The following is a 25916-nucleotide window of genomic DNA, read 5'->3' as shown; positions in this document are numbered from 1 at the left end:
CTAACACGCTGCGATCCCAGTGACGGTATGCTCAGAACCCGCTTAAACAGTATTTAAAGTGGCTTTCGGGACTGAATGAAGACCGGATAAACCTTGGATAAAGGCCGAAAAACGCGATATACTCGGAGTAACACAGCATAAAAGAGGCTAAGTAGAACACTGTGAATAGCCAATATCCAAACGAAACCTTATATTCGTATAGTGATCATTAATCTTCTTACTCATTTTGAACGAACTTTTCAAAATCTATAAAATTGACGCCGATGAGGCACTGCGTATTCAGCAATCCAAAAACGAAATACACCAACATGATTTCGAGGAACTGATCATTGGCGTAGCAGGAAAACTCGAACATTTTATCGATTTTAAAACAAAAACGTATACTGCCCCCTTTATAAGTTTTGTCTCTCAGGGCAAAACTCATCGCGTCAAACCTCTTTTGAACAATAATCACATTGAATTTTGGGTCATTCGTTTCAAGAGCGAATTTATCCCCGAAACAACATTTCAACTCTACGCTCATTTTCATGAAAACGCAACATTGACCTTCCCTAGCCCCCACTGCTTCGACAGATTAACGATCTTGTGCCAGCTCATGCAACAGGAAACTCTCCAGACTGCTGTAGACTATGGAGTCATTAAGCAACTGTTGAGCACCATTTTTACCATGATTGAATCTGAACGGAAAAGGCAATTTCCAGATGCACAGCAGCAATTAAAAAATCAGGGTACAACATTCAAGAGTTTTCTATCGATCTTAGAAGAGAATTATCACCGTCCTGAAGGAGTTAATTTTTACGCAGAGAAGCTTTTTATGTCGACTCGAAACTTAAACCTGATCTGTCAAAATATTTTGCAGCAAAGCGTCTCTGAAATTATCGAAACCCGGAAGCTGATTGAAGCTAAAAACTTATTGTTGACAACAAACAAAACAATCTCGGAAATTGGCTTTGAACTAGGCTATCAAGAAAAAGCTTACTTTACCAATGTCTTCAAAAAGAAAGCAGGCATGACGCCTTCTGAATTCAGAAATGAAATCCAGAAACTTATTTCCGAATAGTACAACAGTTTGACCGGATTATTATACCCCTGCCTCTCCCCCGTCGCTTACCTTTGTATAGAAAATTGACGCGATTACATATATATCAAATGCGTAGAAAGGATTTTATCAAAATTATGGCAACATTACCTTTATCTGGAGTAGCACACAAAGCGAACTCTTTATATAAATTTTCTGGAGAACTCGAAGCAACCGACAAATATCCGGTTCTATTTCTAGGCCATGGAAGTCCCATGAACGCTATCGAAGACAATGAATTTGTACAGGGATTCAAAAAAATAGGTCAGACTTTTGAAAAACCGAAGGCCATTCTTGTTGTCTCTGCACATTGGGAAACACGTGGAACATTTGTTACGGCAATGGAGCATCCTGCCACCATACATGACTTTGGGGGATTCCCCCAAGCTTTATTTGATGTGCAATATCCGGCCCCGGGAAGTCCAGCTCTCGCTGTAGAAACTCAGCGTATCGTCAGCAAAGCGGATATTCACCTGGACGACAAATGGGGACTGGACCACGGCTCCTGGTCGGTTGTTAAACATCTTTACCCTAATGCAGATGTACCCATTATTCAAATGAGCATCGACTATACACAGCCTGCTGCATACCATTATGAGATTGCACAGCAATTAAACGAGCTAAGGAAAAAAGGTGTTCTGATTATCGGCAGCGGCAATATGGTGCACAACCTACGGATGGTTGCCTGGGATAAACTCAATACAACAGGTTATGCCTATGAATGGGCCACAATAGCAAATGAAAAAATGAAGAAATTTATTCAGGACGGGAACCACCAGGCCTTAATGGATTTCAGGAAACAGGGCAAAGAGTTTGACTTGGCAATCCCAACGCCTGAACATTACTTGCCTTTAATCTATACTTTGGGTTTACAGGAGAAAAATGACGAGCTGTTTCTCTTCAACGACAATTCAGTGGCTGGATCGCTGACGATGACTTCTTTGAAAATCGGCTAAGCCTCCAGCATAACTATCGGGGATATCCAACACGACCAGCCCATTCCATTGACCGAGTAGAGGGACCAATGAAATGGGCTGTCTTTATATGGAATGGGCTGTTTTTATACAGTACTCGGCCGAGTTGGAAATAATCTCGAAATTTCTATGACAAAAATGGTTTTGATTGCAACAGCAGGATCAATAAATTTGTTTGAAACAAAAGAATGTACCTTAACTTGACTCATGGCAACAAAACCCGTTATCGAAATTGAATATTGTCCAAAATGCAATTGGATGCTGCGCGCCGCCTATATGGCGCAAGAGCTGCTGAGTTCGTTTACTGAAGATATTCACGGAGTGCTGCTCGTGCCCAGCGAAATTGCAGGCCGCTATACCATACGCGTAGCGAATCAGGAAATCTTTGACCGAAAAAGAGCCGGGCGATTTCCAGAGATTAAGGAACTCAAACAACTAATCCGCGATCTAGTTGCACCGGAAAAGTCCTTGGGTCATTCGGACAAATCTTCTTAGTCGCACATTTAATTTAGCATAAATCGGATTTTATAGGTCTCTCCTTATGCGCAACTTTGTATAAATTAAATGAACAATCATGACTATTCAACAAGAAGTAGATTTTCAACGTATCGCCAAGGCCATACATTTCTTACAGGAAAATTTTAAGACACAGCCCACATTGGGTCAGATCGCTTCCCATGTTTACATGAGTGAGGCTCATTTTCAACGAATGTTTACCGCTTGGGCGGGAACTAGCCCGAAAAAATTCCTGCAATACGTGAGCATCAATCACGCAAAATCGTTGCTTAAAGAAAATAATATCGCCGAAACCACCTATCAGCTTGGTCTTTCCAGCAGCAGCAGACTGCATGAATTATTCATCAACATTGAAGGTATGACACCTGCAGAATATAAAAATGAGGGTGCCAACCTATTGATATCCTATGATTATTATCAAAGCTTATTCGGCACAATGCTCATTGCATCCACACCAAAAGGTGTTTGCCATATTGCTTATGCAGATGATCAGGCTACAGCCTTTGCGTCACTCCAACAACAGTTTCCGAAGGCAACCTATTTCCAACAGGGAAATAGCATGCATGAAAATGCCCTCCAAGCTTTAAATCCGGAAGATAAAGATATCAGTCAGGTAAAGTTACATTTAAAAGGAACTGATTTTCAGCTAAAAGTATGGGAAGCTTTATTAAAAATCCCTATGGGCAATTTAAGCACTTACGGTGCTATCGCTACCCAAATCGGCAATCCCAAAGCCTCCCGCGCAGTCGGCACTGCTGTCGGAAGCAATCCAATTGCCTACCTCATCCCTTGCCACCGTGTGATTCAAAACAGCGGTATATTTGGCGGTTATCGATGGGATCCTTTGCGTAAAACGGCCATAATCGGATGGGAAAGCCTTCATACGGCCATTTAGTTAAAAATTACAATACAATACAATACAATACAATACAATACAATACAATACAATACAATGGAACTTTTCGACAATCTCTTCGATGGCAATAGGAATCTACTCCCTTACGATGGGACTGTCAATTACTATGGTAAAATATTGAATCAGCAGGAGGCAAACCATTATTTTGACATACTGATGGATTCGGTGGAGTGGGTAAATGACCGAGCTATTATTTTTGGCAATGAAATCGTTACCAAACGAAAAGTAGCCTGGTATGGCGATCAAGCGTTTGAATATAGCTATTCCAATACCACCAAAAGAGCGCTCCCCTGGACAAAAGAACTCCTAGAGCTGAAGAGACTGGCAGAGGAAACAACACAGGAGACCTACAATTCCTGTTTGTTGAATTTATATCACAATGGCGATGAAGGAATGGCCTGGCACAGTGATGGGGAAAAAGACCTCAAAAAAAATGGTGCAATTGCTTCGTTAAGTTTTGGTGCCGAACGAAAATTTGCATTTAAGCATAAGACCAGTAAGGAAAAAATAGATATCATTCTAGGACATGGAAGTCTATTGGTCATGAAAGATATGACGCAAACCTATTGGCTACATCGACTTCCACCTACAAAGAAGGCTTTCCATGCACGGATTAATCTGACATTTCGGACCATTGATAATTTTTCTTAAAATATTCTTGAAGGCAATGAAAGACATCATCAAAGGCTAGATTCGCACTGCAAAGAACTTTATGCATGGCAAAATCGTGTCAGCTTCTGTAAATAAAAGCTGACACGACCGACTGAATTATTTTAGGTTGTCCCAGCTATTGTCTTTGGCTGTATAATCCATAAAAATACCACCATCCAATGTAATATTTTTCACCTTTTTAGTCGATGACCAAGATAAAGTTGCTTCTTTTTCATTATGTTGCCAAATTGCCGGCGTCTGGTGTTTTGTCTCTACAGATCCATCTGCATAGGTAACTAGCACATCAAAAGGAATCGCAAATCCCCCCACATTGGTGATCGTAAGCGTATTTTTACCACTAACTTGCTTAAAGCTACTCACTTTGAGGTCGATGTAGTTGTTGCTGAAATACCAGTTTTTCCAATACCAGTTTAGATTTTGTCCAGCACCAGCATTGATGCTATAAAAGAAATCCCATGGCGTCGGATGTTTTCCATGCCATAGCTTCATGTAATGATGTAATGCTTTTTTAAACAGTTCATCGCCCAGGTAATCCCGTAATGCAATATAAGACAATGCGGCCTTAATGTAGGCATTGTTGCCGTACCCTAAACCACTTAACTGAGAAGTCATCGTGATCAGGGGCTGATCTTCCTCTGTAGAAGGATCAAATATATATCGTTTTACGCGTGCATCTTTAAAAAGCTCTTTGTTCTTGTCTGCCCCGATCTCTGCATTTCCAATCCAAAATTCCAGTGCCGTAGCCCATCCTTCATCCATATAGCCGTAGCGTGTCTCATTGATTCCCATATAAAAAGGAAAATAGGTATGTGCGATTTCATGGTCCGCTGTTTGCCGCGCGTCCACAAAATTATCCGGCACACTCGAATCGTTGATCATCATCGGATATTCCATATCAGCAAATCCCTGAACCGCTGTCATCGTCGGATATGGATAGGTGACACCGGGCCAGTTTTTGGAAAACCAGTCGATACAGTATTGCTGCCAGCCAATATAGTGTTCAAAGTCTGGCGTTCCATCAACGTAGCTGGATTGAACACTCACTCGTTTGCTTCCTAAGTCGACACTTCCACCATCCCAGATATAATTATCACTCACACTGAAACAGAAATCAGGAACATAAGCGGCTTTAAATTTCCAAGTATTCCACGCTTCCTGTGCTGTCACTTTTCCCGCTTTTATCTCAGCATCTGTAGCAATATGTATTGGGGTATCGCTAACTTTTGATTTTTCGAAACGTTCTAAAATAGGTTTCTGCAATACTGCTGCGGCATTTGTCAGCTCACCTGTAGCCCAAACCACGAAATTCTTTGGAACGGATATTTCAAATTGATAATCATTGAAACCATTGTAGAATTCCTGTCTCCCATTATGTTCCAAAACATCCCAGCCATTATAATCGTCGTATACAGACACTCTTGGATAAGAATAAGCACAATAAAAAGTAGAAGCATTTAACAAACCGTCACGGTCGCTTTCTACAGATAAAGGGTATTCCCAGCTGATCTCCAATGTTGCAGTGCTTCCCGGAAGGATCTTCTGTCCAAAATCACCTAGTTTGACGGTCCCCCAATCTTTACTGTTTACATCGTAGACCTGGCCATTCAGTTTAAAGGATTTAATCTTCAATCCCGAAGTTAGGTAATCGTCTGAAGCGTAGGCCGCACGTACCGCATTGGGCTTGTGTACATTGTTGACAAATCGTATAGCCAGCCGTTTCAAGGTATCCGGGCTATTATTGCTGTATAAAATGGTTTCTGTTCCACTGACCGTTTTTGTGGTAGGATCCAATTGAACCTGCACATTATATTTGCCAAAATTCTGCCAATAGTTTTTCCCTGGTTCACCCGTAGTTGTACGCGTGCCCTTTTCTATCGCTTGCTTAACATTTCTTGGGGTATACAATTCTTGTGCATGAACAGCTCCAGTCAATAAAAGCAAAGTCAATCCGTAATTAATTATAGTGCGTCTTATCATATCCTAGTTTAAATAATCAAACTAAGATAAATTTGCTGTGATTTGCAAGTTTAATTCTCCAGCTCCGCCAGAAAAATAAACTTCTTCAACACAATACCGGATTTGCATTTGTTCAAAGATCAAAAAAGGCAGGCTCCGAGTGCCTGAGAAAACATTTTAATTTTTTTTACGTTTAGTTTTAAGATAAACCCGAATGTATGCATCAACTTCTACGTTATAACGATTTCTTCCGATTCGCTTTTTTAGGAATGCTTTTTATTTCAATCCCCACGTTGCTTTCTGCCCAAACCGATGCAAAAACAGACTCTCTTGCAGAGTACAATCATCGTCGCGATTCTATCCTTGCCAGTCAATATGATATATCTGACCTCATTGGAAGAATAATACATCCAAAACGGAAAAAAGAACATTCGAGCAAACGTTCCCCCATCACCTTGATGCCCAATATTGCATATAACCCGACAATTGGCGGCCAGATTGGAATTAAAGCTGTCGCCGGAAAAGTACTTGGTGACCCGAAAACGACTACCATGTCGATCGCCGCAACATCTGCCTCGATTACGACAAAAAATATTATGGTTTTTTATATCAGCCACAATGTATTTACGCCAAACAACAAGCTGAATTTTCAAGGGGCTTTTGCACTCGTCAAGATGGTTGCTTTAGATGCAGGCTTGGGCATGACGCCTCATGGAAAATGGACCAATACCGATGAAGAAATACTTGCAAATCCTGACCATAAGAAGTATGGCGCCAAGTACAATGCCTTTACATTTAACGAAAAAGTCTACAAACGTATCGCTGATGGGCTGTTTGTGGGAGCTGGATTAGCTTTTGACTTAAGGCGCAAAATCACCAGCAGTGGTCCTAATGGCAATGTTACTCCCAATACTATCTATACGGAAAAGCATGGCTTCGAGCCAGACAGCTATAACTCCAATGGGTTATTGTTCAATTTGCAGTATATGACAAGAGACAATCCCAATAGACCTTACAAAGGCATCTATTCCGATATCGGTGTTCGATGGAACACCACACTGTTGGGCAGCAGCAAAAGTGCAGTACAGCTTACAACCGATTTTCGGAAATATTTTAGTCTATCTCAGTCTGACCCAGCTCATGTACTTGCCTTCTGGTACTGGGGGTCTTATAAACTTGGCGGTACACTCCCTTATTTTGACCTCCCAGGAACTGGAAGGGATGTCGCCGTGAGGAGCGGCCGTGGTTATACCATCGGTTATTTCAAAGGAATTTCTTTCGGTTATGCCGAAACAGAATACCGCTTCCCAATTTTAAAAAATCGCTTCTTGAGTGGAGCTGCATTTTTTAATCTACAGACAGCAAGTGACGAACTTGGCACCAAGCTTTTTGAAAGGTGGCAGCCCGGCGGCGGTGCCGGATTGCGGGTTCTATTTAACAAAGCAACGCGCACAAATCTCTGTCTAGACTATGCTTTCGGAAAATATGGATCTCGGGGTTTCTTTTTGGGGCTCAATGAAGCATTCTAATTCGAACTTAACAGAACCTTCTTTCCCATAAAATAACTAAATTAGCCGATATTGTTGCTTCTTCAGGGTGTAGAACGTGAAGAGATGCATCAAAGGGACTTCATCATGAATTTACAAAACATCCTGCTATACATCTTATTTCTGGGTCTAGTTTCCTGTCATCAGACAAAGGCCCCGAAAACACAGATCACAGCAACAAAAGATACAGCTGCGCGCAGTCAAGAGCAAGTCGCGACCTCTACTTCCGTGCAAAATGCACCAGATACCTCTTGCTATGAAAAACCCCGTTTTGCTGACAGAACAAGCGAACAAGAACAGCAGCTAATGAAAATGGCCAACGATGGCCTTTTCGATAAACTTCATCAGAAATTGACACCCGCGTTGAGTGCCGACCAAAAGGATTATTTTCTAAGCCATGTAAACTACACTATTTTAGCCCTCACGAAAGGGAATATATTCGAGAATGGCGGCAACGATTTAGGATATATTGTTTACAATAAGGACAACCAGCGCATTGAAATCGTACTCTTTGATCAGAAAAACAATAGTTTCAAAACATTGTACAGGGAATTAAAAGTTGTCAATACGCTCCAAAACATGGACTGTTCCTCCAGCTTTTGTACCCTGGATTACCTGATCGCTTCCGAACTGATTTATCAAGAGGATTATATCCGCTTAAATGAATCGAATTATCTGATTGACGACAACTCCTTTTGTGTTGACAATATCGCTACGAACAAAAATTTTGATCTCCAGCGCGGATGTTTAAATAAAAAGTTTTCAAAAGATGCTATGTCAAATACCTTATGTGTACCGACCAGCTCCGTATATGCTAATTTTCAATGCCTAAAATATAACAGGACAAAGCAAGTTTTTGAAATTTATTTCAGTCAGGAATTTGCAGACTAAGCCGACCTAACAATAACAATGAAAAGATTATACATTCTTGCTACCCTGAGTTTATGTGGCAAATTATATGCGCAGGAAGTAGATACCACAACTAATAGACTAGAACAAGTCGAGGTGAAAGCGTATTTCAATAAACAACCTTTATTGCGGTTAACTTCTTCGGCCGCTGTTTTAAGCCGGCAGATGATCCTATCCCAACAATCTCCGACGCTGGTTTCAGCAATGAATTTGATACCGGGCATACGGATGGAAGAACGTTCCCCTGGCAGTTATCGTCTGGCACTGCGCGGCAGCATGATCCGCTCACCGTTCGGTGTCCGGAACGTAAAAATCTATCTGGATGACTTTCCGCTAACCGATGCTGGTGGAAACACTTATCTTAATCTGATAGATCCTTACGCATTAGGCCAAATCAATATCTTAAAAGGTCCTGACGGTTCAATCTATGGAGCCAATTCAGGTGGTGTAGTCTCCTTGTACAGTAAAGGGTTTGATCAGTCTGTCAAACCAGAAGTCAACCTGCAATTAACAGGCGGCTCTTATGGTCTCTTTCAGGAGCAGCTTAATGCAATATTGCCGGTAAGTCAGACACAACAGCTAGCGATCAATCAGAGCTGGACCAGAAGTGACGGATATAGACATAATTCGGCCTTAAACAAGAAGAATATTCAGCTCAATTACAATTGGAAGTACACAAAAATTTCCGAATTAAAATTTACGGGATTTTACTCAGATCTGGGTTACCAGACTCCGGGCGGTCTCACCGCAGCACAAATGGAAAGCGATCGAAGACAGGCCAGGCCAAAGGGGGGACCAAATCCCGGCGCGGCCGAACAGAAAGCTGCGATCTATGATAAAACATTCTTTGGCGGACTCAGCAACCAGACACAAATCAGTTCTAAGATGACTTTGTTTGCCAGTGTATTTGGCTCATCCAATCAGATCAGAAATCCCTTCATTACCAATTATGAAAAAAGGGATGAGAAAAATCTGGGAACACGCTTGTATTTATCCTACACGGACTTGTTGAGCAAGGCCCTAAAATACGAAGTTCAAGTGGGCTTAGAGGCTCAAAAAGGCTGGTATGCTATTGATAATTATGACAATGATAAAGGGATCGCTGCCGATCCTCAGGCCAAAGACAAACTGGAGAATAGTCAACAGTCATTTTTTGCCCGCACCCAACTGGAGTGGCTTGAACGTTTGCAACTAGAGCTGTCGCTCGGATTGAATGGAAGTAAAATAGCCTATCAACAGCGCTATCCTCTTGCCCAAGAAAACAAATCAAGTATCGATTTCGGAAATTCATGGATGCCAAGAGCTGCACTATCCTACTTGGTCACACCAACAGTTGCGCTTAGAGCATCGATTTCCAAAGGTTTCTCCGCGCCGACAGTTGCAGAAGTCCGCTCCTCAGACAATATGGTCAACACGATGCTGAAACCAGAAACGGGGACAAATCATGAGCTGGGGATACGCTGGCATTTATGGAATAGACGGATTATTGTAGATGCAGCAGCTTACACTTACCAAATGAACAATGCTATTATCCGCCAGATACGAGATACAGGAGCTGAATATTTTCAAAATGCGGGTAAAATAAACCAAAAGGGAGTGGAAGCATCGATATTAACTTATTTGATTACACCCCAGACAAGCGGTATTGTTCGGAGCTTACAACTCGCCAGTAATTTTTCCTTCAATGACTATCGTTTCAAAACCTATCAGGTTGGCGACAATGATTATAGCGGTAATAAGCTCCCTGCTGTTCCAAAAACAGTATGGGTAAATTCGTTAAATGTAATTTTCCCGAAGGAATTTCGATTAGATCTTCTTTCCAATCTAACAGCAGCGATACCATTGGATGATGCAAACACCGTGTATGCCAAACGCTATCACCTTTTACAGGGTAAATTATCATGGACCAAGTCCATCGGTTCAGGTCACAAGATCAGAATCTTTGTGGGGGCGGATAACTTGCTGAATGAAGAGTATAGTCTTGGAAACGACATCAATGCTTTTGGAGGCCGATATTTCAATCCTGCCCCTTTACGTAATTATTATGGCGGCATGAGTTTTAATCTTTAAGCTAATAACATGGAATTCCATCAGCACATATTGACCAATATCGACTTCAGAAGGGTGAACCGTTATTCTTATTTTCCGTGGATGGAAGTGGCATTGGCACATTTTCAGATCAATGTTGTGGAGATGACGGTCAATCAGGCTACCTTTCAAGTACTGGAAAATTACACCAACTTTGAGGTCATGATCATCTATACAGCTCCCACAACTGCTGTATTTTGTAACTGTCCAGAAACAGCATTCTGCCGGCATCAAAAAGCCGTTTTAAGCAAACTGTTTACTCAGGAAAACTGGCTGGCTTTTTTTGATCACATCCGCTATCAGCATCTCCTAAAAAAAGTTGCCATTCAATATGGACTAGAAAATGAATCCTCTTTGGAAAACTATTTCTCTGCTCATATCCATGCGGGAGAGCTCCAGTTTTTATTAAAAGACAAACAGCTAACTTCGATAGATGACTTTGATCTGCTGGATGAATCCCAGGCTCCAAAGGTGAAAGAAGGGGCCAAACAGCAACATACTTTTGTTGTGTTAACACGCAATCGCTACTACAAAAATTTACAGATACACCTCTGCCAGGCTCCATTAACCAAATCGGGCATGCCAAAAAATCCCATTTCGGTAAGCGAAAGCCAAGCGCGTATCTGGCGGACCAATGCGGTCGAAGAAATGCAATTTTATACGGCTATCCATCAATTTTCCCAAGCCGTACAACAGGATATCGACGTTACATCAAGCCTACGGGCGATTATAAAAAATCCTTTGCATCTCGATTTTTATCTTCATGATTACGAGAAATCGGAAAATATAACAGCTACATCCCTTTCGCCAATACAGCTTAGTTTAAACAAAGGCGAGATTAAACTCTTTATTACCAAAACCGATGCATTCTTTGCTGTTAAGGGAGAAATTCACATGCATACCCTAACGTACAATTTACAGGATCTCGGTATTCTTCTGGACCATTTTGTGTTGATCGGAAACCAGGTTGTGCTGATCGAAAACAAACTCCACTTCAAATTGATTCGTTTATTTATCCATAAAGGTGAACAGCTGTTGATTCATCAAAGCAAGTTCAAAGAGTTCAACAAACTATTTCTAGAACCACTTGCCCATGCGGTGGAATTGAATTTTAAGGATATTCCCAAAGCCAGCAAGCCGCAACTAAAGGAAAATCTATATTATCAGGATATGCAGGCACTCCTCTTTTTGGAGGAATCGGAAGATTTTGTCAATCTTATTCCTGTCATGCGTTATGGTGAAGTCGAAATTCCAATACTCAGCAAACGAAATATATTCGGCACAGATCATAAGGGCAAACAATTTTTAGTCGATCGGAAGCTGAAAAAGGAAACAAAAGTCATTTCACTTTTACTCAAGCAGCACCCCTATTTTCAAGAACAGATGGATGATGGCAGCTTTCAGCATTTTTACCTGCATCGCAAATATTTTTTGGATAAAGACTGGTTTTTAGATGCTTTTGATGAATGGCAGCATCATGGCATACAGATCGTTGGCTTTAATGCACTCCGAGGAAATAAACTAAGCCAATTTAAAGGAAAAATCCATGTAGAGGTGCTCAGTGGGCAAAATTGGTTCAATGCCAATATACAGGTCAAGTTTGGTCCAAAAAGTGTTTCCTTAAAAAAATTGGAGAAAGCCGTACGTAACCGCTCGCAGTTTATCCCTTTGGACGATGGTACCCAAGGAATCTTGCCTCAAGAGTGGCTCGCTAAATTTGAAGCTTACTTTAATGCCGCCGAAGTGTTAGCCGATGATTTTATTGAAATCCCCAAATATAAGTTCAATGAAATTGACCAAATCTTCGCTAAAAGTGAGATGGATCCCATCGTAATCGCAGAGCTTAGTGAATTGAGACAACGGCTTTCCTCCTTATCCTTATCTGAGGTACAGGTACCACCAACTTTTGTCGGAAACTTACGCCCTTATCAGCAACAAGGACTACAATGGCTGCATTTCTTGGATGGGCTTAACTTTGGAGCCTGTCTGGCCGATGATATGGGGCTCGGAAAAACAATTCAAATTCTGGCTTTTCTAGCCGTTCAAAAAGCGCAGGGACACATTGCCCCTACTTTGCTTGTGCTTCCTACCACACTGATTTTTAACTGGCGACATGAGATCCAGCAGTTTCTCCCTTCTTTTCAGGTGCTCATCTTGGATGGCCCCAGTAGAATAGAAAAAGGCCTGCAATATGAGTCCTATGACCTTGTTTTAATCTCTTACAATAACCTGCTGACGGACATCAACATCCTCAAAAAAGTCATATTCAATTATGTTATACTGGATGAATCGCAGCAGATTAAAAACCCAGATTCCCAGCGCTATAAAACGGTAAATCTGCTAAAATCAAGAAATCGCATCATCTTAACGGGAACTCCGATTGAAAATAATACGATGGACCTTTATGCGCAGCTTTCTTTTATTGTACCGGGTCTTTTAGGAAGCAAAAAATATTTCAAAGATGTGTATACAACACCAATCGATGCGTTCCATGACCGCAAAAGAAAGAAAATGCTGAAAGAAAAAATAAAGCCATTCATTCTCCGAAGAACTAAGCAGGAGGTACTGGATGATCTTCCCACAAAGAACGAGCTGATTCTTTATTGTGAAATGAAAACTGCACAACGGCGTATTTATGATCTCTATGAAAAGGAATTTCGGGATTTTATCTCAGCCAAAGATGGCGATGAAATCAAGAAAAGCCCAATGCATGTGCTGAAAGGATTGACCAAGTTGCGCCAAATATGTAACTCAAGTAAGCTTCTCCAAAACGAGGATCTGACAACATCTGAAGATTCTGCAAAAATCGAAATGCTGATCGAGCAGATTCAGCATAAAAAGGACCAGCATAAAATTATTGTCTTTTCACAGTTTGTAAGTATGCTGAATCTAATTAAGGAAGCCTTGGATAAACAGAAGATTCCGGCGTTAATGCTTACTGGGCAGTCTAAAAATCGAGGTCAGTTGGTTAGTGATTTCCAATCTGACAAGGATATTCCTGTTTTTCTTGTTAGTCTAAAAGCTGGGGGTACGGGGCTTAATCTTACCGCAGCGGATGTTGTGTACCTGGTTGACCCCTGGTGGAATCCTGCTGTCGAGCAACAGGCGATCGATAGAATCTATCGCATGGGGCAACAAAAAGCTGTTACGGCAGTTCGGTTAATCAGTCCAAATACGGTTGAAGATAAAATTCAAACCCTACAGCATCATAAAAAGGAAATTAGTAGCAGTATTCTGGATGATGGTGGAAGTTTAAATGCCTTTTATCTGGATAAAACCTATTTATTGGATCTTCTTCGGTAAATTTTAAAATAAAAAAAAGGACATCAAATGATGTCCTTTCTCCTCTAATAATTCGTCTTCAGCTGCTATTTATTTTTTGTCAGAAATGTAGGTTTTGTTTCCATTTCCATTGATATAATATTTACCTCCTTTTGGACCTAGATAGACCGTATGGCCATTGTATTTTTCACTTGTTGCTTTATCTGAAGTAGCGACTGCATCTCTTTTAACAGCGGTTACCTGTTTTTGCACTTTAGCAGTTTCCTTTTTGACCGCTTTATCCTTTACCTCTTTTTCCTTGACATCCACCGCCGCTACTTTTGCATCAGCCATCTTCTTCGTCTGCATAGACTTTTCCTTGACTGCTGTCTCTTTCTTCTCCGTTGTTTTCACCGGTGCCGCCTTCGTTTTCATTTCGGCCTCAGTAGCCTTAGTTTTTACTTCCTTTACGTTTTGTTCAGACTTTTTGGCTTCTTTTTCCATTTTTTTTGGAGCCGTTTGTGCATAGGATTGTCCGATTCCGAATGCAGCGATCAAAGCTAATGTAGCTGTAATCTTTTTGAAACGATTTATTGCTTCCATAACGCAATTGTTATTTAAATAATTGTAAATAAAAGTACAATGTAAATGCCATATTTCGATTTAATTTTCTAAAATAATACTTTTAACAAAATTTTAACCTGAAAAACGAACTATTCAACAATCTGCTTTCTAAATTTCGAATCAATTATATATTTTACCCCTTTAGCATCTACAAATACAGGTTTTCCATGGTAGCGCTCATTAATCTGTCGATCAATTGCAACGCGATATCTAGTCGTTGAATTAGAGGAGCTATAAGTGATATTTCCCCCAGATTCACCTGAAGCAGTGATGACTTCCGAGCCTTCATATACGCGCTCACTCACTCTTCCTGTAAAACGCTGTCTGCCTGTCGAATTTTTGACTTTCTCCTGTTGATCAGGCTCTTTATCAAGCGGAGCAAGGTCCCAGTTTATCGCATCAACCTGTTGGCTTAATGGGAAAAAGGGATCTACCCACCGATATACAGTATGATAATCGGTCCCCAAGTTATTAAAAGCGTGCATTTGCTGCCCCCTGACGACACTTATCCATCCTCCTAAAATTAGCAGCGGCAGTAAAAAACGTCTAAAGAATATTAATTCAACTCCTAACATATCTTTTTTTCCTTTCGTTCAAATACTCCCAAATAAAATGCCATCTCTCCTTTAAGCTCTCACCTTTAACACATTTTTAACTAAAGTAAATTAGTTTGATATTTAACTGTTTTATATTTAACTTTGTAACATGAAAAATGAATTCACGAATCCAGTAAAACCTTTGGTGGATAGTATCATCGCGTTACGAACGAGCTTAAAACAGTACTATATCCAAAAAATAAAGGAGCAGCGATTGGATATCACCTACGAGATGCTGCAAGTCTTGGCGGCGTTGTGGAAAAATGAACAGATGAATCAGCAAGATATTGCCATCGCTATACAAAAGAACAAAGCAAGTGTCACTCCGCTGATCGACAACCTTTGTAAGCGGGATCTAGTTAGACGCGTCAGTGACCCCAATGACAGGCGAAATAACTTAATCGAATTAACCGTAAAAGGAGATGAATACAGAACATTATTGGACCCTGTCCAGCACGATCTTTATAGCGCCATCCTGCAGGAGATCGCAGAAAAAAAAGTATTGGAAATTACAGCAAGTCTAGAAAAATTGACAGCCATTATTGAGAAGCAATAATGTAGGTTGCCTTGCTTTCCAGAAAAAAAATAGAAGATAAGCAAATGAGTCATGAGTAATTCAACATTAAGTGAAAAAGAAATAAAACGAAGACGGAAGATCTGGACCATCAATATCCTATCTGTTCTGGTCATTGCGGTCACAATTATATGGGGTATCCTGGTCTTCTTCCACATCAACGAATCTGTATATACAGATGATGCCCAGGTAGACGCCCATATTACCCCTATAAATTCGCGGATCAATGGTTATATCAAAACAGTTCGATTTGATGAGCACCAAAAAGTCCACAAGGGCGATACACTCGTCATCATTGATGATGCCGAGTATAGAATTTTATTACAAAATGCACAAGCCGCGCTAGCGGATGCCAAAGCGAGCAAAACAATATCCCAATCTGGAATTGCCATTGCCAGCAATAGCACGGCAATTGCAAATGCCAATATTGATGAAATGAAAGCCCGCTTAGCTAATATGGAAACAAATTACAGGCGATATGAAAGTCTCATCAAAGATGAAGCTGTTACGCAATATCAATTCGATCAGGTAAAATCGGATTATGAGGCCATGCTGGCTAAATATAAAGCCCTTTTGGCACAGGAACGTGTATCCAAACTCAATACACATGAATCCGAGCAGAAACTATCTGTCAATGATGCTTCCTTATTAAAGGCACAGTCAGCAATAGATCTGGCCAAATTAAACCTTTCCTATACGGTTATCACTGCTCCCTATGATGGGGTATTGGGAAGAAGGACAATCGAGGAGGGCCAATTGGTGCAAAATGGAACGCCGTTGGTTAATATTGTCCGTGACGAACAGAAATGGATAACAGCAAATTATACCGAAAGTCAGCTAAAAAGTATTAGCTTAGGAACAAAGGTCAAGATTGAAATTGATGCATTGGCAGGAAAGACCTTTGAAGGTGAGGTAGCCGCTATATCCGAAGCTACCGGCTCCAAATATTCTGCTGTTCCAGTGGACAACTCCACGGGAAACTTTGTCAAAGTACAACAGCGAATCCCGGTCAGAATTAATTTTACGGCATCCAATACGCCTAAAGACCTCGCCATGCTTCGCGTCGGTATGAATGCCATCATTCGTGTTCAATAATTATGAGAGATCGTATATTCAGGGATTGGTTGAGTACTGGATGGGAGTTGTTTTTTTTGTTTGTACTCAATATTCTATTATCTTTCAATAATGGGATCCCCTCTTCCATCAACAGCTATGTCATGAGCGGATATGCTGGTATTAGCGCAGATCTCAGCATGGCCACTTATTGTTATTATGCGGGAATGGTATGTGCCATACCTTTGGTATTTAGGTTATTGAAGCTATTCTCTAAAAAGTCTATATTAATTGTTTCCATCTTTATCATTCTTGCCTCCAATGCGGTTTTGGAACATGCCAATAATGGTGTCAATATCTGTATGGCGACATTCTTCATCGGGAGTGCCAAGATTATCGTCACCATGGCTATCATTGGTGAAATGATCCCTTTCCTCATGCCCCGTGGGGAACGTTATCAGCTGTATGCAGTCTATTATCCGATGACAATGGTCATTCCAGCCTTGGCAAGTTATGTATCGGCACTATTTGCCACACGCTTTTATTGGGAAACTGTCTTTCTATTTCAAAATATATTACTGGCCGTAGCACTGCTCATCTGCATTATCTTCCTGAAATCTACTGATTTCAAAAAGGTACCACTGTATCAATATGATTGGTTCGGAAGCATTTTACTTTGTATTTCTTTATTGAACTTTGCCTATTTCAGTACGTATGGCCTGACACAAAACTGGTTTCACTCCAAGTTTATTTTGATCACCGGCATTGTATCGCTTTGTTTTTTTGTCCTTTTTATCAATCGAAGTGCACTCATCAGAAAATCGCTGTTAAATTTTGAAGCGTTTCGAACACGAATTCTACCCATATCCATTGGAACAATTTTTATATTTGGCATTTTCTATAGCTCCACTTCGCTATATAGCTCTCTTTTAGGAATTACGCTTGGCACAAACCCTTTGAAAGCAGCTGAAATAAACACCTATGTTATCCCGGGCTATATTATCGGCGCAATAGTTTCTTATGTGTATTTTAAAATAACAAAGAAATGTAAGTTTATTCTCGCATTTTCTGCAGCGTGCTATGCGTTATCCAGCTTTTTCTTTGCACGCATTGTTGATCAACAGACAAATGCAGTTTTTTTCTATCTTCCTTTGATATTAAGAGGCATGGGGGTCATCACTTCCTACATTGGGATAGGGGTCTATATGGCCGGAAATATCCCAAGCAAATATTACCTCTCAGGATTGGTATTCTTGATTCTTACACGTTCATTTTTGGTACCTGTAGTTTGGTCGAACATGATTGCTAACTGGTATTATCACCTACAGGTCTACCATGCCAATGATCTGGCCAGCGTCATTGATAGAACCAATAGTTTGGTTTTGCAAAGAGGAAACATGATGAAATCCGCTCAGATTCAGGCGGCGCTACTTTCTGTACGTGATGCCTATACCTGGCTCTTTATTATTGGAGTGGTTCTGACACTTTTAATTTTAGTCTTTCCCTTTCATTCTTCACCAATCAGAAGAGTCTTCGACTGGAAAAGGAAAAATGCGACAAAAGAAGCCTTACAAATTCCAATCTCTTAGTTTAACTGATATAGATGTCAGTCATGTACTTAAATACAATGCGATCTGAGATTGCGTACTTATCGAAAAGTGTATGGAGATCGTCATAGAGCGTTTTGTTTTCAGCTTGCTCTTTTGGAAAATAAGAAGACGAGCGCACTCTTCCCAAAAAAGATCGAAGATCTAATATCTGCTGATTGGGCAAAGATACCTTAGTCATTGGCCGGGATTCAAAAAAAAGCCTGAGGTCATCGTCACTGATGTTTTTGTGGCTGACAGATTGATAGCTTGGGATATGATTGAGTAGAAACTGTTCGTACTCCTGCTGAAAAGCATCTTCTGGATCGCGTTGGTTCCAGACCAACACAATATGTCCATTTTCCGTGAGGATACGATCAAATTCTTTTTGACAGGCCAGACGGTCGAACCAGTGAAAAGATTGTCCCGCAAAAATGAGGTCGACACATCCAGATTCTATAGATGTATCCTCAGCTGTCGCATTCAAAGCAATTAAATTTCTATAGGTCTTAAAATGGTGCAGCAAAGATTCCCGCATCTCCCGATTGGGTTCGACGGCAAAGACGTCATTTCCATTTTCGAGAAAAAGTTGTGTAGATAATCCGGTTCCGCTACCGATATCGGCAACTAGCCACTTTTTGTTCAGTCCAATATGCTCTTTGAGCACCTGAATGATTTCATTGGGGTAGCTAGGTCTAAATTTCTCGTAATCGACAACCCTGTCTGTGAATCTTTCAATACTGTTTTTGTTCATATTAAGAATGCTATAACTAGTCTATTATGCCTTCATCTTTAAAGCTATAATAGCCGTTATCGGTAAAGATTAAATGATCGGCAACTCTAATATCCATAATTTTGGAGGCTTCGGCAATTTTTTGCGTCAGAATTTTGTCAGCATTGCTGGGATACAAAGTACCTGAGGGGTGGTTATGAACTAATATAATCGCGTGTGCCTTTAGGCTAAGCGCACTGCGTAAGATGATCCGCACATCGACAGGTGTAAAATCATTACCTCCACGACCGATCAGCTGCTTGTCTAATATTTTATAGCCTGTATTCAGATACAGGGCCCAAAATTCTTCATGCGGCAGATCCTGTAGTATGGGTTTCATCAGGTTATAAACGAAGCGGCTACTATTTACCAGCTTACGTTCTTCTGCGGGTAGCTCATTTTTACGGCGAGCCAGCTCCAATGCAGCAATAATGGCGATTGCTTTCGCTTCGCCGATCCCTTTATATGCGCTAAGCTCACTGACATCCATCATCGAAAGTGTATGCAGGCTGTTCTTGGCATCTGCCAATATACGCCGGCAAAGTTCTACGGCACTTTCATCGTGAGATCCAGAACCGATTAAGATAGCCAATAATTCGGCATCGGTAAGTGCCCTACGCCCCTGATTTAATAGCTTCTCCCTGGGGCGATCGGCCTCAGACCACTCCCGAATGACTAACTTATACGAATTTGACATTTGCAGTTATTTATAATTGGCTAACGTACATAAATATACATAATATTTTGGTTATTTATGCCCCAGATAAATCCTCAATTCATCAATTAAAAAAAATTGGTATTCGGGATTTACTTCACATTTCACTCTGAAACGTTATCTTTGTATTTCATAAAAATTTTTGAATATGAGTAAAGCGATTATTAAAACAGAAAAAGGCGACATGACTGTGGAGTTCTACACAGCTGATGCTCCAAATACAGTAGCTAACTTTATCAAACTTGCTAAGTCAGGATATTATGATGGACTCGCGTTTCACCGTGTGATCCCTGATTTTGTTATCCAAGGTGGATGTCCAAATTCGCGTGAAGGTGCTGCTGGAATACCTGGAACTGGTGGGCCTGGTTACAAAATTGACTGTGAATTAACAGGTGAAAACCAATACCATGATAGAGGTGTGTTGTCTATGGCTCATGCAGGCCGTAATACTGGTGGTTCGCAATTTTTTATCTGCCATAGCCGCAACAATACAGCTCACCTTGATCGTAACCATACATGTTTTGGAAAAGTAATCGAAAACGTAGATATCGTTGACGATATCAGACAAGGCGACCGTATTTTATCAATTGAAGTTATCGAAGATTAATTCTTGGAGATTTAAATAAAATTAAAATGAATTTAAGAGCATTAGTATCCGTAACCGGTAAACCAGGATTGTTCAAATTGGTTGGACAAAATAAGGGTGGTTTTATTTTGGAAACCCTTGATCAGGCGAAAATTAAAACTGTTGTAAGTTTGTCTTCTACAAAAATGGCGACTTTGGAAGATATCACCATTTATGGCGAAGAAGAAGAAATTCGTTTGTTGAATATTTTTGAAACAATTAAAGAGAAAGGCATTGCTTTACCTGACACAAAATCTGATGGCGCTACGCTAAGAGATTTTTTCCGTGAGGTAGCTCCTGGCCACGATGAATCACGTGTTTATTCCTCGGATATTAAAAAGGTTATTACTTGGTACAACATTATCAAAGAATTTCCTTTATTTGAAGAAGAAGCACCTGCTCCATTGATGTAACATCTACATGCCTACAATAAAAAAATGAGCTGATAATTTTATTTATCAGCTCATTTTTTTTCTGAAAGTGTCTGCTATTATTTGGCCAAAAAGAACTTTCAGTCAGCTTTCCTTATCACAAAAAAAGCCCCGAAATAATTAATTTATATCCGGGGCTTTTTAACCTGTGGCTAAGCTTTCACTCTTGGCTCCAGTTAATGTCCTTTTGGTTCCGCATCGATACGTTTAATATCTGCCCCTAATTTGCGTAAGCGTTCTTCGATATCCTGATAACCACGTTCAATTTGTTCAATATTATGGATAACGGATTTACCCTTGGCAGATAATGCTGCGATCAATAAAGAAACTCCGGCGCGGATATCAGGGGATGTCATCTCAATACCTCTTAGGTGATGTGATTTATTCAATCCGATAACTGTTGCACGGTGTGGGTCACACAAGATAATCTGAGCTCCCATATCGATCAATTTATCCACAAAGAACAGGCGGCTTTCAAACATTTTTTGATGGATCAATACATTTCCTTTCGCTTGGGTTGCAACAACAAGCACAATACTCAATAGATCCGGTGTAAAACCCGGCCATGGAGCATCCGAAATAGTGAGAATAGATCCGTCGATAAATGTGTCAATTTCATACGATTCCTGTGCAGGAATAAATATATCGTCCCCACGTAATTCGAACTTGATACCCAGACGGGAAAATACCGATGGGATAACGCCAAGTTCTTCGAAACAGACGTCTTTAATGGTAATTTCTGAACCTGTCATTGCAGCCAGTCCGATGAAGGAACCGATTTCAATCATATCAGGCAACATACGATGTGACGTTCCCCCCAAACGTTCCACGCCTTCGATAGTCAACAAATTAGATCCTATACCCGATATTTTAGCGCCCATGCGATTCAACATCTTACAAAGTTGCTGTAAGTAAGGCTCACATGCCGCATTGTAAATTGTCGTTGTACCTTTCGCCAATACAGCTGCCATCACGATATTGGCAGTACCTGTCACAGAAGCTTCATCCAAAAGAATATAGCTTCCCTTTAATTCGGTTGCATCAACATTAAAAAAATGGGTAGTAGCATCGTATACAAACTTGGCTCCCAATTTTTCAAAACCCAAAAAGTGCGTATCCAAACGTCTACGTCCAATTTTATCGCCCCCTGGCTTAGGAATGGCAGCCTTTCCAAATCGAGCCAACAAAGGTCCGACGATCATGATAGAACCACGTAAGCCGCCGCCTTTTTCTTTGAACTCAGGTGACTGGAAATAGTCTATGTTTATATCTTTAGCTTCGAAAACGTATGTGTCTTTATCGATACGATTAATTTTAACACCTAATGCCCCCAATAGATCGATCAGCTTATTGACATCCTTAATATCTGGGATATTACTGATGGTCATGGGCTCCTCTGTCAGTAAAACTGCAGAAAGGATCTGTAAGGCCTCATTTTTTGCTCCTTGAGGAATAATCTCTCCCTTTAACGGTTTTCCACCGATTATTTCAAATGCGTTCATTTATATATAAGTGATATCTTCTTAGTATAGTAACCTTACGCCTATCTCTGATGCTTTAGATATAACTCCTGTAGGCAATTCAGAAAGACCTATAAGCTGCCTTAAACCTGAGGTTTTCAAAGGAGCAGGACTGAAGAAGCTTGTTGCTCCTTAAAACAGCGAGGTTAAATAAAAAAGAAGGCAATTGTAAAGAAATCTGTTAATCACTTCGCAATTGCCTGCTCCTTTAAACAAAATTTTAAAGAACTAGCCTCTTTTATTATTATAATTTCCTTGAGGCTTTCTATTCCTGTTATTGTTATTATTACTTCCGTAATTATTATTGTTGCTACTACCGCCGTAATTATTGTTGTTACTACCGTAGTTATTGCGCTTCGCATTATTATTATTGTTTGTCATGCGCGGCTTGCCTCCGCCTTTCGATTGGTGGCCCGAAGAATTATTATTGTTATTGTTATTATTTCCGCCCGAATTACTATTAGCTGGACCTTTAACACGATTTCCCGGAGGCGGTGTTTTAAAGTCAAGTTTTGTCAATACAGTACCTTCCGGTAAGGTCAATTGATAACCTGATAATTCTTTTAGATCCTGAATGATCAGCTCGTCAGAAACCGAGTCTTTATTCCAGGTGAGGTAAGCCATTTTCATAAAATTAGCGATCCCGATCACCATCTGTTCTCTTTTGGCTTCATCAGTAGCCAATAAAGCTTTCTCAATCATTTTCTCTACGGTAAAACCATAGTGTTTGAATCTAATCGAGTGCTGTGGATAGCCCAAATGCTCAACTTCGTGTTTCACACTCTTTGCAGTAGCAATCGGATAAGGCGAGTCAATATCCAATTTAAAATCAGAGATAATCTGTAAGTGATCCCACAGTTTATGTTTGAAATCAGATACATCTCTCAAATGCGGATTTAAAACCCCCATCATATCGATTACAATCTGCGCGTGTTTATTTCTTTCTTCCTTTGTGGGCAAAGTACAGATGTAATCTACCATATTTTGCACATTGCGACCATATTCTGCAAGGATCAATTTTGGTCTAGTGCTGTTGTAGTCAAAGTTCATATAGCTAATATAAGTACCTAATTAAACGATCAAGATGCCGTTTTGGTATTTTATTATTGAATTATTCTAAGTTTTGCAAATTTAAGCAACAATTGTTTCTGTCCCAACTCTTTAAAGAAAATAGTTGCTTTTATATCTCCTTTGTTTCCTTCGAGATTAACAACTTTCCCAAATCCAAACCGTTCATGTTCAACTTCCATGCCGACTTGAAGATTTGATGTATCTGAAGGAGCAAAACCCGCAGTAGGTTTGTGGGCTTTCGGCAGTATTGAGGTCGTCTTCACCATCGGCTTAGGCTTAGGTTTAGAAAACGTATCATCACTGTCCTTTTGTTGCCATGCAATTCGTTCGCCTTGAAAACTTCCGGCTGAGGCAGAAGTTTGTCGTGGTTTAAAATCCAATGCAAGACATGCCGGATTCAATTCATCCAAGAAGCGACTAGGTTCGCAGTTATTCAGCGTTCCCCAACGATATCGCGAAGTAGCATACGAAAGTAATAATTTTTTTTCAGCTCTGGTAACAGCGACGTAAAAAAGTCTTCGTTCTTCTTCCAATTCCGACCTGGAATTCAACGACAACTGCGAAGGAAATAGGTTTTCTTCTAAGCCCACGATAAAAACAATCGGAAATTCCAATCCTTTGGAAGAGTGGATTGTCATTAAGGATACTGTATCGGCATTGGGATCTTTATCATTATCGTCGTTTGTCAATAGAGCAATATCTTGCATATAGACGTCAAGTCCCCGTTCTTCGATATCTTCACGCTCAGAAAATTCCTTGATACCATTGAGGAGCTCTTGGATATTTTCGTAACGTGCTAGTCCTTCTACTGATTTATCTTCGTATAATTCTTTCAGAATGCCACAGTGTTGGGCAATATGCATCGCCGTATCAAAAGCGTTATTATTTTTGGCCAAGGCCTGAAAACTCTGTATCATTTGCGCAAAACCGCCCACAGAAGTTGCACTTCGCCCGTCAAGAAAATGAGCCGCATTTGCAACAACATCCCAGATACGGTATTGATTCTGATCTGCAGCAATCATAATCTTTTCTATAGTCGTATCCCCTATGCCCCTGCGAGGATAATTGATCACACGTTTTAATGCCTCCTCATCATTGGGGTTGAATGTCAGTCTGAAATACGCGATCAAGTCTTTGATTTCTTTCCGCTGATAAAAAGAAGTACCACCATAAATTTTATACGGGATATTGATTTTACGTAACGCTTCCTCCATTGCCCTGGATTGCGCGTTGGTACGATAAAGAATGGCAAAATCTTTATAATTAAGTCCCTTTAACGATTTTTCCTCGATAATCAGGTCTGCCACGATCTTTCCTTCCTCATTATCCGAAAAAGCACGTGAAACCTTGATCTTCTCACCTTCTTCGTTATCCGAGAACACATTTTTTTCCAATTGGTTCTGGTTATTGGCAATAACCGAGTTAGCGGCATTCACAATCATCTTGGTTGACCGATAATTCTGCTCCAATTTGAAGATCTTGACATCTGGATAATCCTTTTGAAAATTCAGGATATTCTGGATGTTTGCCCCACGAAATGCATAGATAGACTGTGCATCGTCCCCTACCACACAGATATTTTCGTTGACTGCTGCCAAACGTTTTACAATAAGATATTGCGAGAAGTTTGTATCCTGATACTCATCAACCATCAAATAGCGAAACTGATGCTGGTATTTATGCAGGACCTCGGGATGTTTATTCAACAAGACATTGGTCTTAAATAGCAAATCATCGAAATCCATTGCTCCTGCACGATAGCATCGCTGCGCATAGGTCATATAGATCTGTCCCAATTGACCACGGCCATTGGAAATATCTTCGGCCAATATGGCTTCATTTTTATTATACTCCTGAGGTGAGATCAGGTTGTTTTTTGCTTGTGAAATCCGTCCGTACACGTGATTGACATTATACAGCTTATCATCCAGATTCATCTCCTTTAAGATGGCTCGCAATAAACTTTTGGTATCGTCGGTATCGTAGATTGTGAAATTTCTGGGATAACCGATCAATTCAGCTTCAACACGGAGTATTTTTGCAAATACGGAGTGGAATGTTCCCATCCAAATATTTTTCGCTTCGCTCCCAACAACAGAAACGATACGCGCACGCATTTCTTTGGCTGCTTTGTTGGTAAATGTCAATACCAAGATATTGAATGGATCAACACCTTTTTGAATCAAGTGTGCTACACGATAGGTAATTACCCGTGTTTTTCCTGAACCAGCTCCCGCAACAATCATCACAGGACCTTCTGTTTGCTGTACGGCTCCTCGTTGTGAAGGGTTTAAACCCGCTAAATAATCCAAATTAACTCCTTAAATTTTAAAACCTGAGAATAGGGTATAAAAGTACAAATTTCCTATCGATCAGTGGAGCTATCCTGCTAATATTTTTACACAAAAAAAACCGATAATCAAGATTATCGG

Annotated in this window: 22 protein-coding genes; 14 read left to right on the top strand and 8 right to left on the bottom strand. The window is 40.4% G+C overall.

The features are described from left to right. Positions 1–226 precede the first annotated feature (226 nt). The 5 genes from B3C94_RS22475 (at position 227) to B3C94_RS22455 (ending at position 4135) form a co-directional block, all read left to right on the top strand. On the top strand, positions 227–1060 hold the full coding sequence (locus B3C94_RS22475; RefSeq protein WP_293908012.1) for a helix-turn-helix domain-containing protein: 834 nt from the start codon (positions 227–229) through the stop codon (positions 1058–1060). A gap of 116 nt (positions 1061–1176) precedes the next feature. Continuing rightward, on the top strand, positions 1177–2034 hold the full coding sequence (gene ygiD, locus B3C94_RS22470) for a 4,5-DOPA dioxygenase extradiol (RefSeq protein ID WP_293908011.1): 858 nt from the start codon (positions 1177–1179) through the stop codon (positions 2032–2034). A gap of 225 nt (positions 2035–2259) precedes the next feature. After that, entirely contained in the window at positions 2260–2547 is a 288-nt protein-coding gene (locus tag B3C94_RS22465) for a SelT/SelW/SelH family protein (protein WP_293908010.1), read from the top strand. A gap of 79 nt (positions 2548–2626) precedes the next feature. Next, positions 2627–3463: a methylated-DNA--[protein]-cysteine S-methyltransferase gene (locus B3C94_RS22460; protein WP_293908009.1), complete on the top strand. Its 837-nt coding sequence runs from the start codon at positions 2627–2629 to the stop codon at positions 3461–3463. Between the two features lie 57 nt (positions 3464–3520). Next, positions 3521–4135: an alpha-ketoglutarate-dependent dioxygenase AlkB family protein gene (locus B3C94_RS22455; RefSeq protein ID WP_293908008.1), complete on the top strand. Its 615-nt coding sequence runs from the start codon at positions 3521–3523 to the stop codon at positions 4133–4135. Between the two features lie 117 nt (positions 4136–4252). Here B3C94_RS22455 and B3C94_RS22450 read toward each other — a convergent pair whose 3' ends face one another. After that, complete coding sequence (locus B3C94_RS22450; RefSeq protein ID WP_293908007.1) at positions 4253–6133, bottom strand: M1 family metallopeptidase; 1881 nt, start codon at positions 6131–6133, stop codon at positions 4253–4255. Between the two features lie 197 nt (positions 6134–6330). Between B3C94_RS22450 and B3C94_RS22445 the strand changes: the two genes are divergently transcribed. The 4 genes from B3C94_RS22445 (at position 6331) to B3C94_RS22430 (ending at position 13959) form a co-directional block, all read left to right on the top strand. After that, positions 6331–7641 carry a BamA/TamA family outer membrane protein gene (locus tag B3C94_RS22445; RefSeq protein WP_293908006.1) on the top strand — a complete coding sequence of 437 codons (1311 nt, stop codon included), beginning with the start codon at positions 6331–6333 and terminating at the stop codon, positions 7639–7641. A gap of 105 nt (positions 7642–7746) precedes the next feature. Next, a complete protein-coding gene (locus tag B3C94_RS22440) occupies positions 7747–8550 on the top strand; it encodes a hypothetical protein (RefSeq protein ID WP_293908005.1) in 804 nt (267 codons plus the stop codon). An 18-nt stretch (positions 8551–8568) separates the two neighbouring features. After that, positions 8569–10638, top strand: coding sequence for a TonB-dependent receptor (locus tag B3C94_RS22435; protein WP_293908004.1), 2070 nt, complete (start codon positions 8569–8571; stop codon positions 10636–10638). Positions 10639–10647: 9 nt separating this feature from the next. Continuing rightward, positions 10648–13959 carry a DEAD/DEAH box helicase gene (locus B3C94_RS22430; protein WP_293908001.1) on the top strand — a complete coding sequence of 1104 codons (3312 nt, stop codon included), beginning with the start codon at positions 10648–10650 and terminating at the stop codon, positions 13957–13959. A gap of 69 nt (positions 13960–14028) precedes the next feature. On the opposite strand, the gene B3C94_RS22425 is transcribed toward B3C94_RS22430, so the two are convergent. Both B3C94_RS22425 and B3C94_RS22420 read right to left on the bottom strand, forming a co-directional pair. Beyond that, positions 14029–14520, bottom strand: coding sequence for a hypothetical protein (locus B3C94_RS22425; protein ID WP_293907998.1), 492 nt, complete (start codon positions 14518–14520; stop codon positions 14029–14031). 110 nt (positions 14521–14630) lie between these two features. Further along, complete coding sequence (locus B3C94_RS22420) at positions 14631–15116, bottom strand: hypothetical protein (protein WP_293907996.1); 486 nt, start codon at positions 15114–15116, stop codon at positions 14631–14633. 130 nt (positions 15117–15246) lie between these two features. Here B3C94_RS22420 and B3C94_RS22415 point away from each other — a divergent pair, with 130 nt between their 5' ends. Genes B3C94_RS22415 through B3C94_RS22405 form a run of 3 tightly spaced genes read left to right on the top strand, consistent with a single transcriptional unit; the run spans position 15247 to position 18353 of the window. Next, positions 15247–15693: a MarR family winged helix-turn-helix transcriptional regulator gene (locus B3C94_RS22415; RefSeq protein WP_293907994.1), complete on the top strand. Its 447-nt coding sequence runs from the start codon at positions 15247–15249 to the stop codon at positions 15691–15693. Positions 15694–15744: 51 nt separating this feature from the next. Next, a complete protein-coding gene (locus B3C94_RS22410) occupies positions 15745–16806 on the top strand; it encodes an HlyD family secretion protein (protein WP_293907991.1) in 1062 nt (353 codons plus the stop codon). Positions 16807–16808: 2 nt separating this feature from the next. Beyond that, positions 16809–18353, top strand: coding sequence for an MFS transporter (locus tag B3C94_RS22405; RefSeq protein WP_293907988.1), 1545 nt, complete (start codon positions 16809–16811; stop codon positions 18351–18353). Between the two features lies 1 nt (position 18354). Here the strand turns inward: B3C94_RS22405 and B3C94_RS22400 are convergent, their stop codons facing one another. Both B3C94_RS22400 and radC read right to left on the bottom strand, forming a co-directional pair. Then, on the bottom strand, positions 18355–19104 hold the full coding sequence (locus B3C94_RS22400) for a class I SAM-dependent methyltransferase (protein ID WP_293907985.1): 750 nt from the start codon (positions 19102–19104) through the stop codon (positions 18355–18357). 16 nt (positions 19105–19120) lie between these two features. Next, the gene (gene radC / locus B3C94_RS22395; RefSeq protein ID WP_293907982.1) at positions 19121–19819 is read right to left on the bottom strand and encodes a RadC family protein; all 699 of its coding nucleotides are present in this window, start codon (positions 19817–19819) and stop codon (positions 19121–19123) included. 166 nt (positions 19820–19985) lie between these two features. On the opposite strand from radC, the gene B3C94_RS22390 reads away from it, so the two are divergent. Together B3C94_RS22390 and B3C94_RS22385 are read left to right on the top strand one after the other, a co-directional pair. Next, positions 19986–20444 (top strand): peptidylprolyl isomerase, encoded by a 459-nt coding sequence (locus B3C94_RS22390; protein WP_046671802.1) that lies wholly within the window; start codon positions 19986–19988, stop codon positions 20442–20444. Between the two features lie 26 nt (positions 20445–20470). Then, positions 20471–20875 carry a DUF5606 domain-containing protein gene (locus tag B3C94_RS22385; RefSeq protein ID WP_075993972.1) on the top strand — a complete coding sequence of 135 codons (405 nt, stop codon included), beginning with the start codon at positions 20471–20473 and terminating at the stop codon, positions 20873–20875. Between the two features lie 194 nt (positions 20876–21069). Here B3C94_RS22385 and murA read toward each other — a convergent pair whose 3' ends face one another. From murA to B3C94_RS22370, 3 genes are all read right to left on the bottom strand, one after another. Continuing rightward, positions 21070–22395: a UDP-N-acetylglucosamine 1-carboxyvinyltransferase gene (gene murA, locus B3C94_RS22380; RefSeq protein ID WP_293907977.1), complete on the bottom strand. Its 1326-nt coding sequence runs from the start codon at positions 22393–22395 to the stop codon at positions 21070–21072. Between the two features lie 246 nt (positions 22396–22641). Continuing rightward, the gene (locus B3C94_RS22375) at positions 22642–23463 is read right to left on the bottom strand and encodes a DUF4290 domain-containing protein (RefSeq protein ID WP_293907975.1); all 822 of its coding nucleotides are present in this window, start codon (positions 23461–23463) and stop codon (positions 22642–22644) included. Positions 23464–23516: 53 nt separating this feature from the next. Continuing rightward, complete coding sequence (locus B3C94_RS22370) at positions 23517–25796, bottom strand: ATP-dependent helicase (protein ID WP_293907973.1); 2280 nt, start codon at positions 25794–25796, stop codon at positions 23517–23519. Positions 25797–25916: the final 120 nt, after the last annotated feature.

Origin of the sequence: Sphingobacterium sp. UBA5670 (assembly GCF_002420705.1) — a bacterium.
GTDB lineage: Bacteria > Bacteroidota > Bacteroidia > Sphingobacteriales > Sphingobacteriaceae > Sphingobacterium.
The sequence above is the reverse complement of the archived record's forward strand: the minus strand, read 5'-3'. Positions and strand labels throughout refer to the sequence as shown.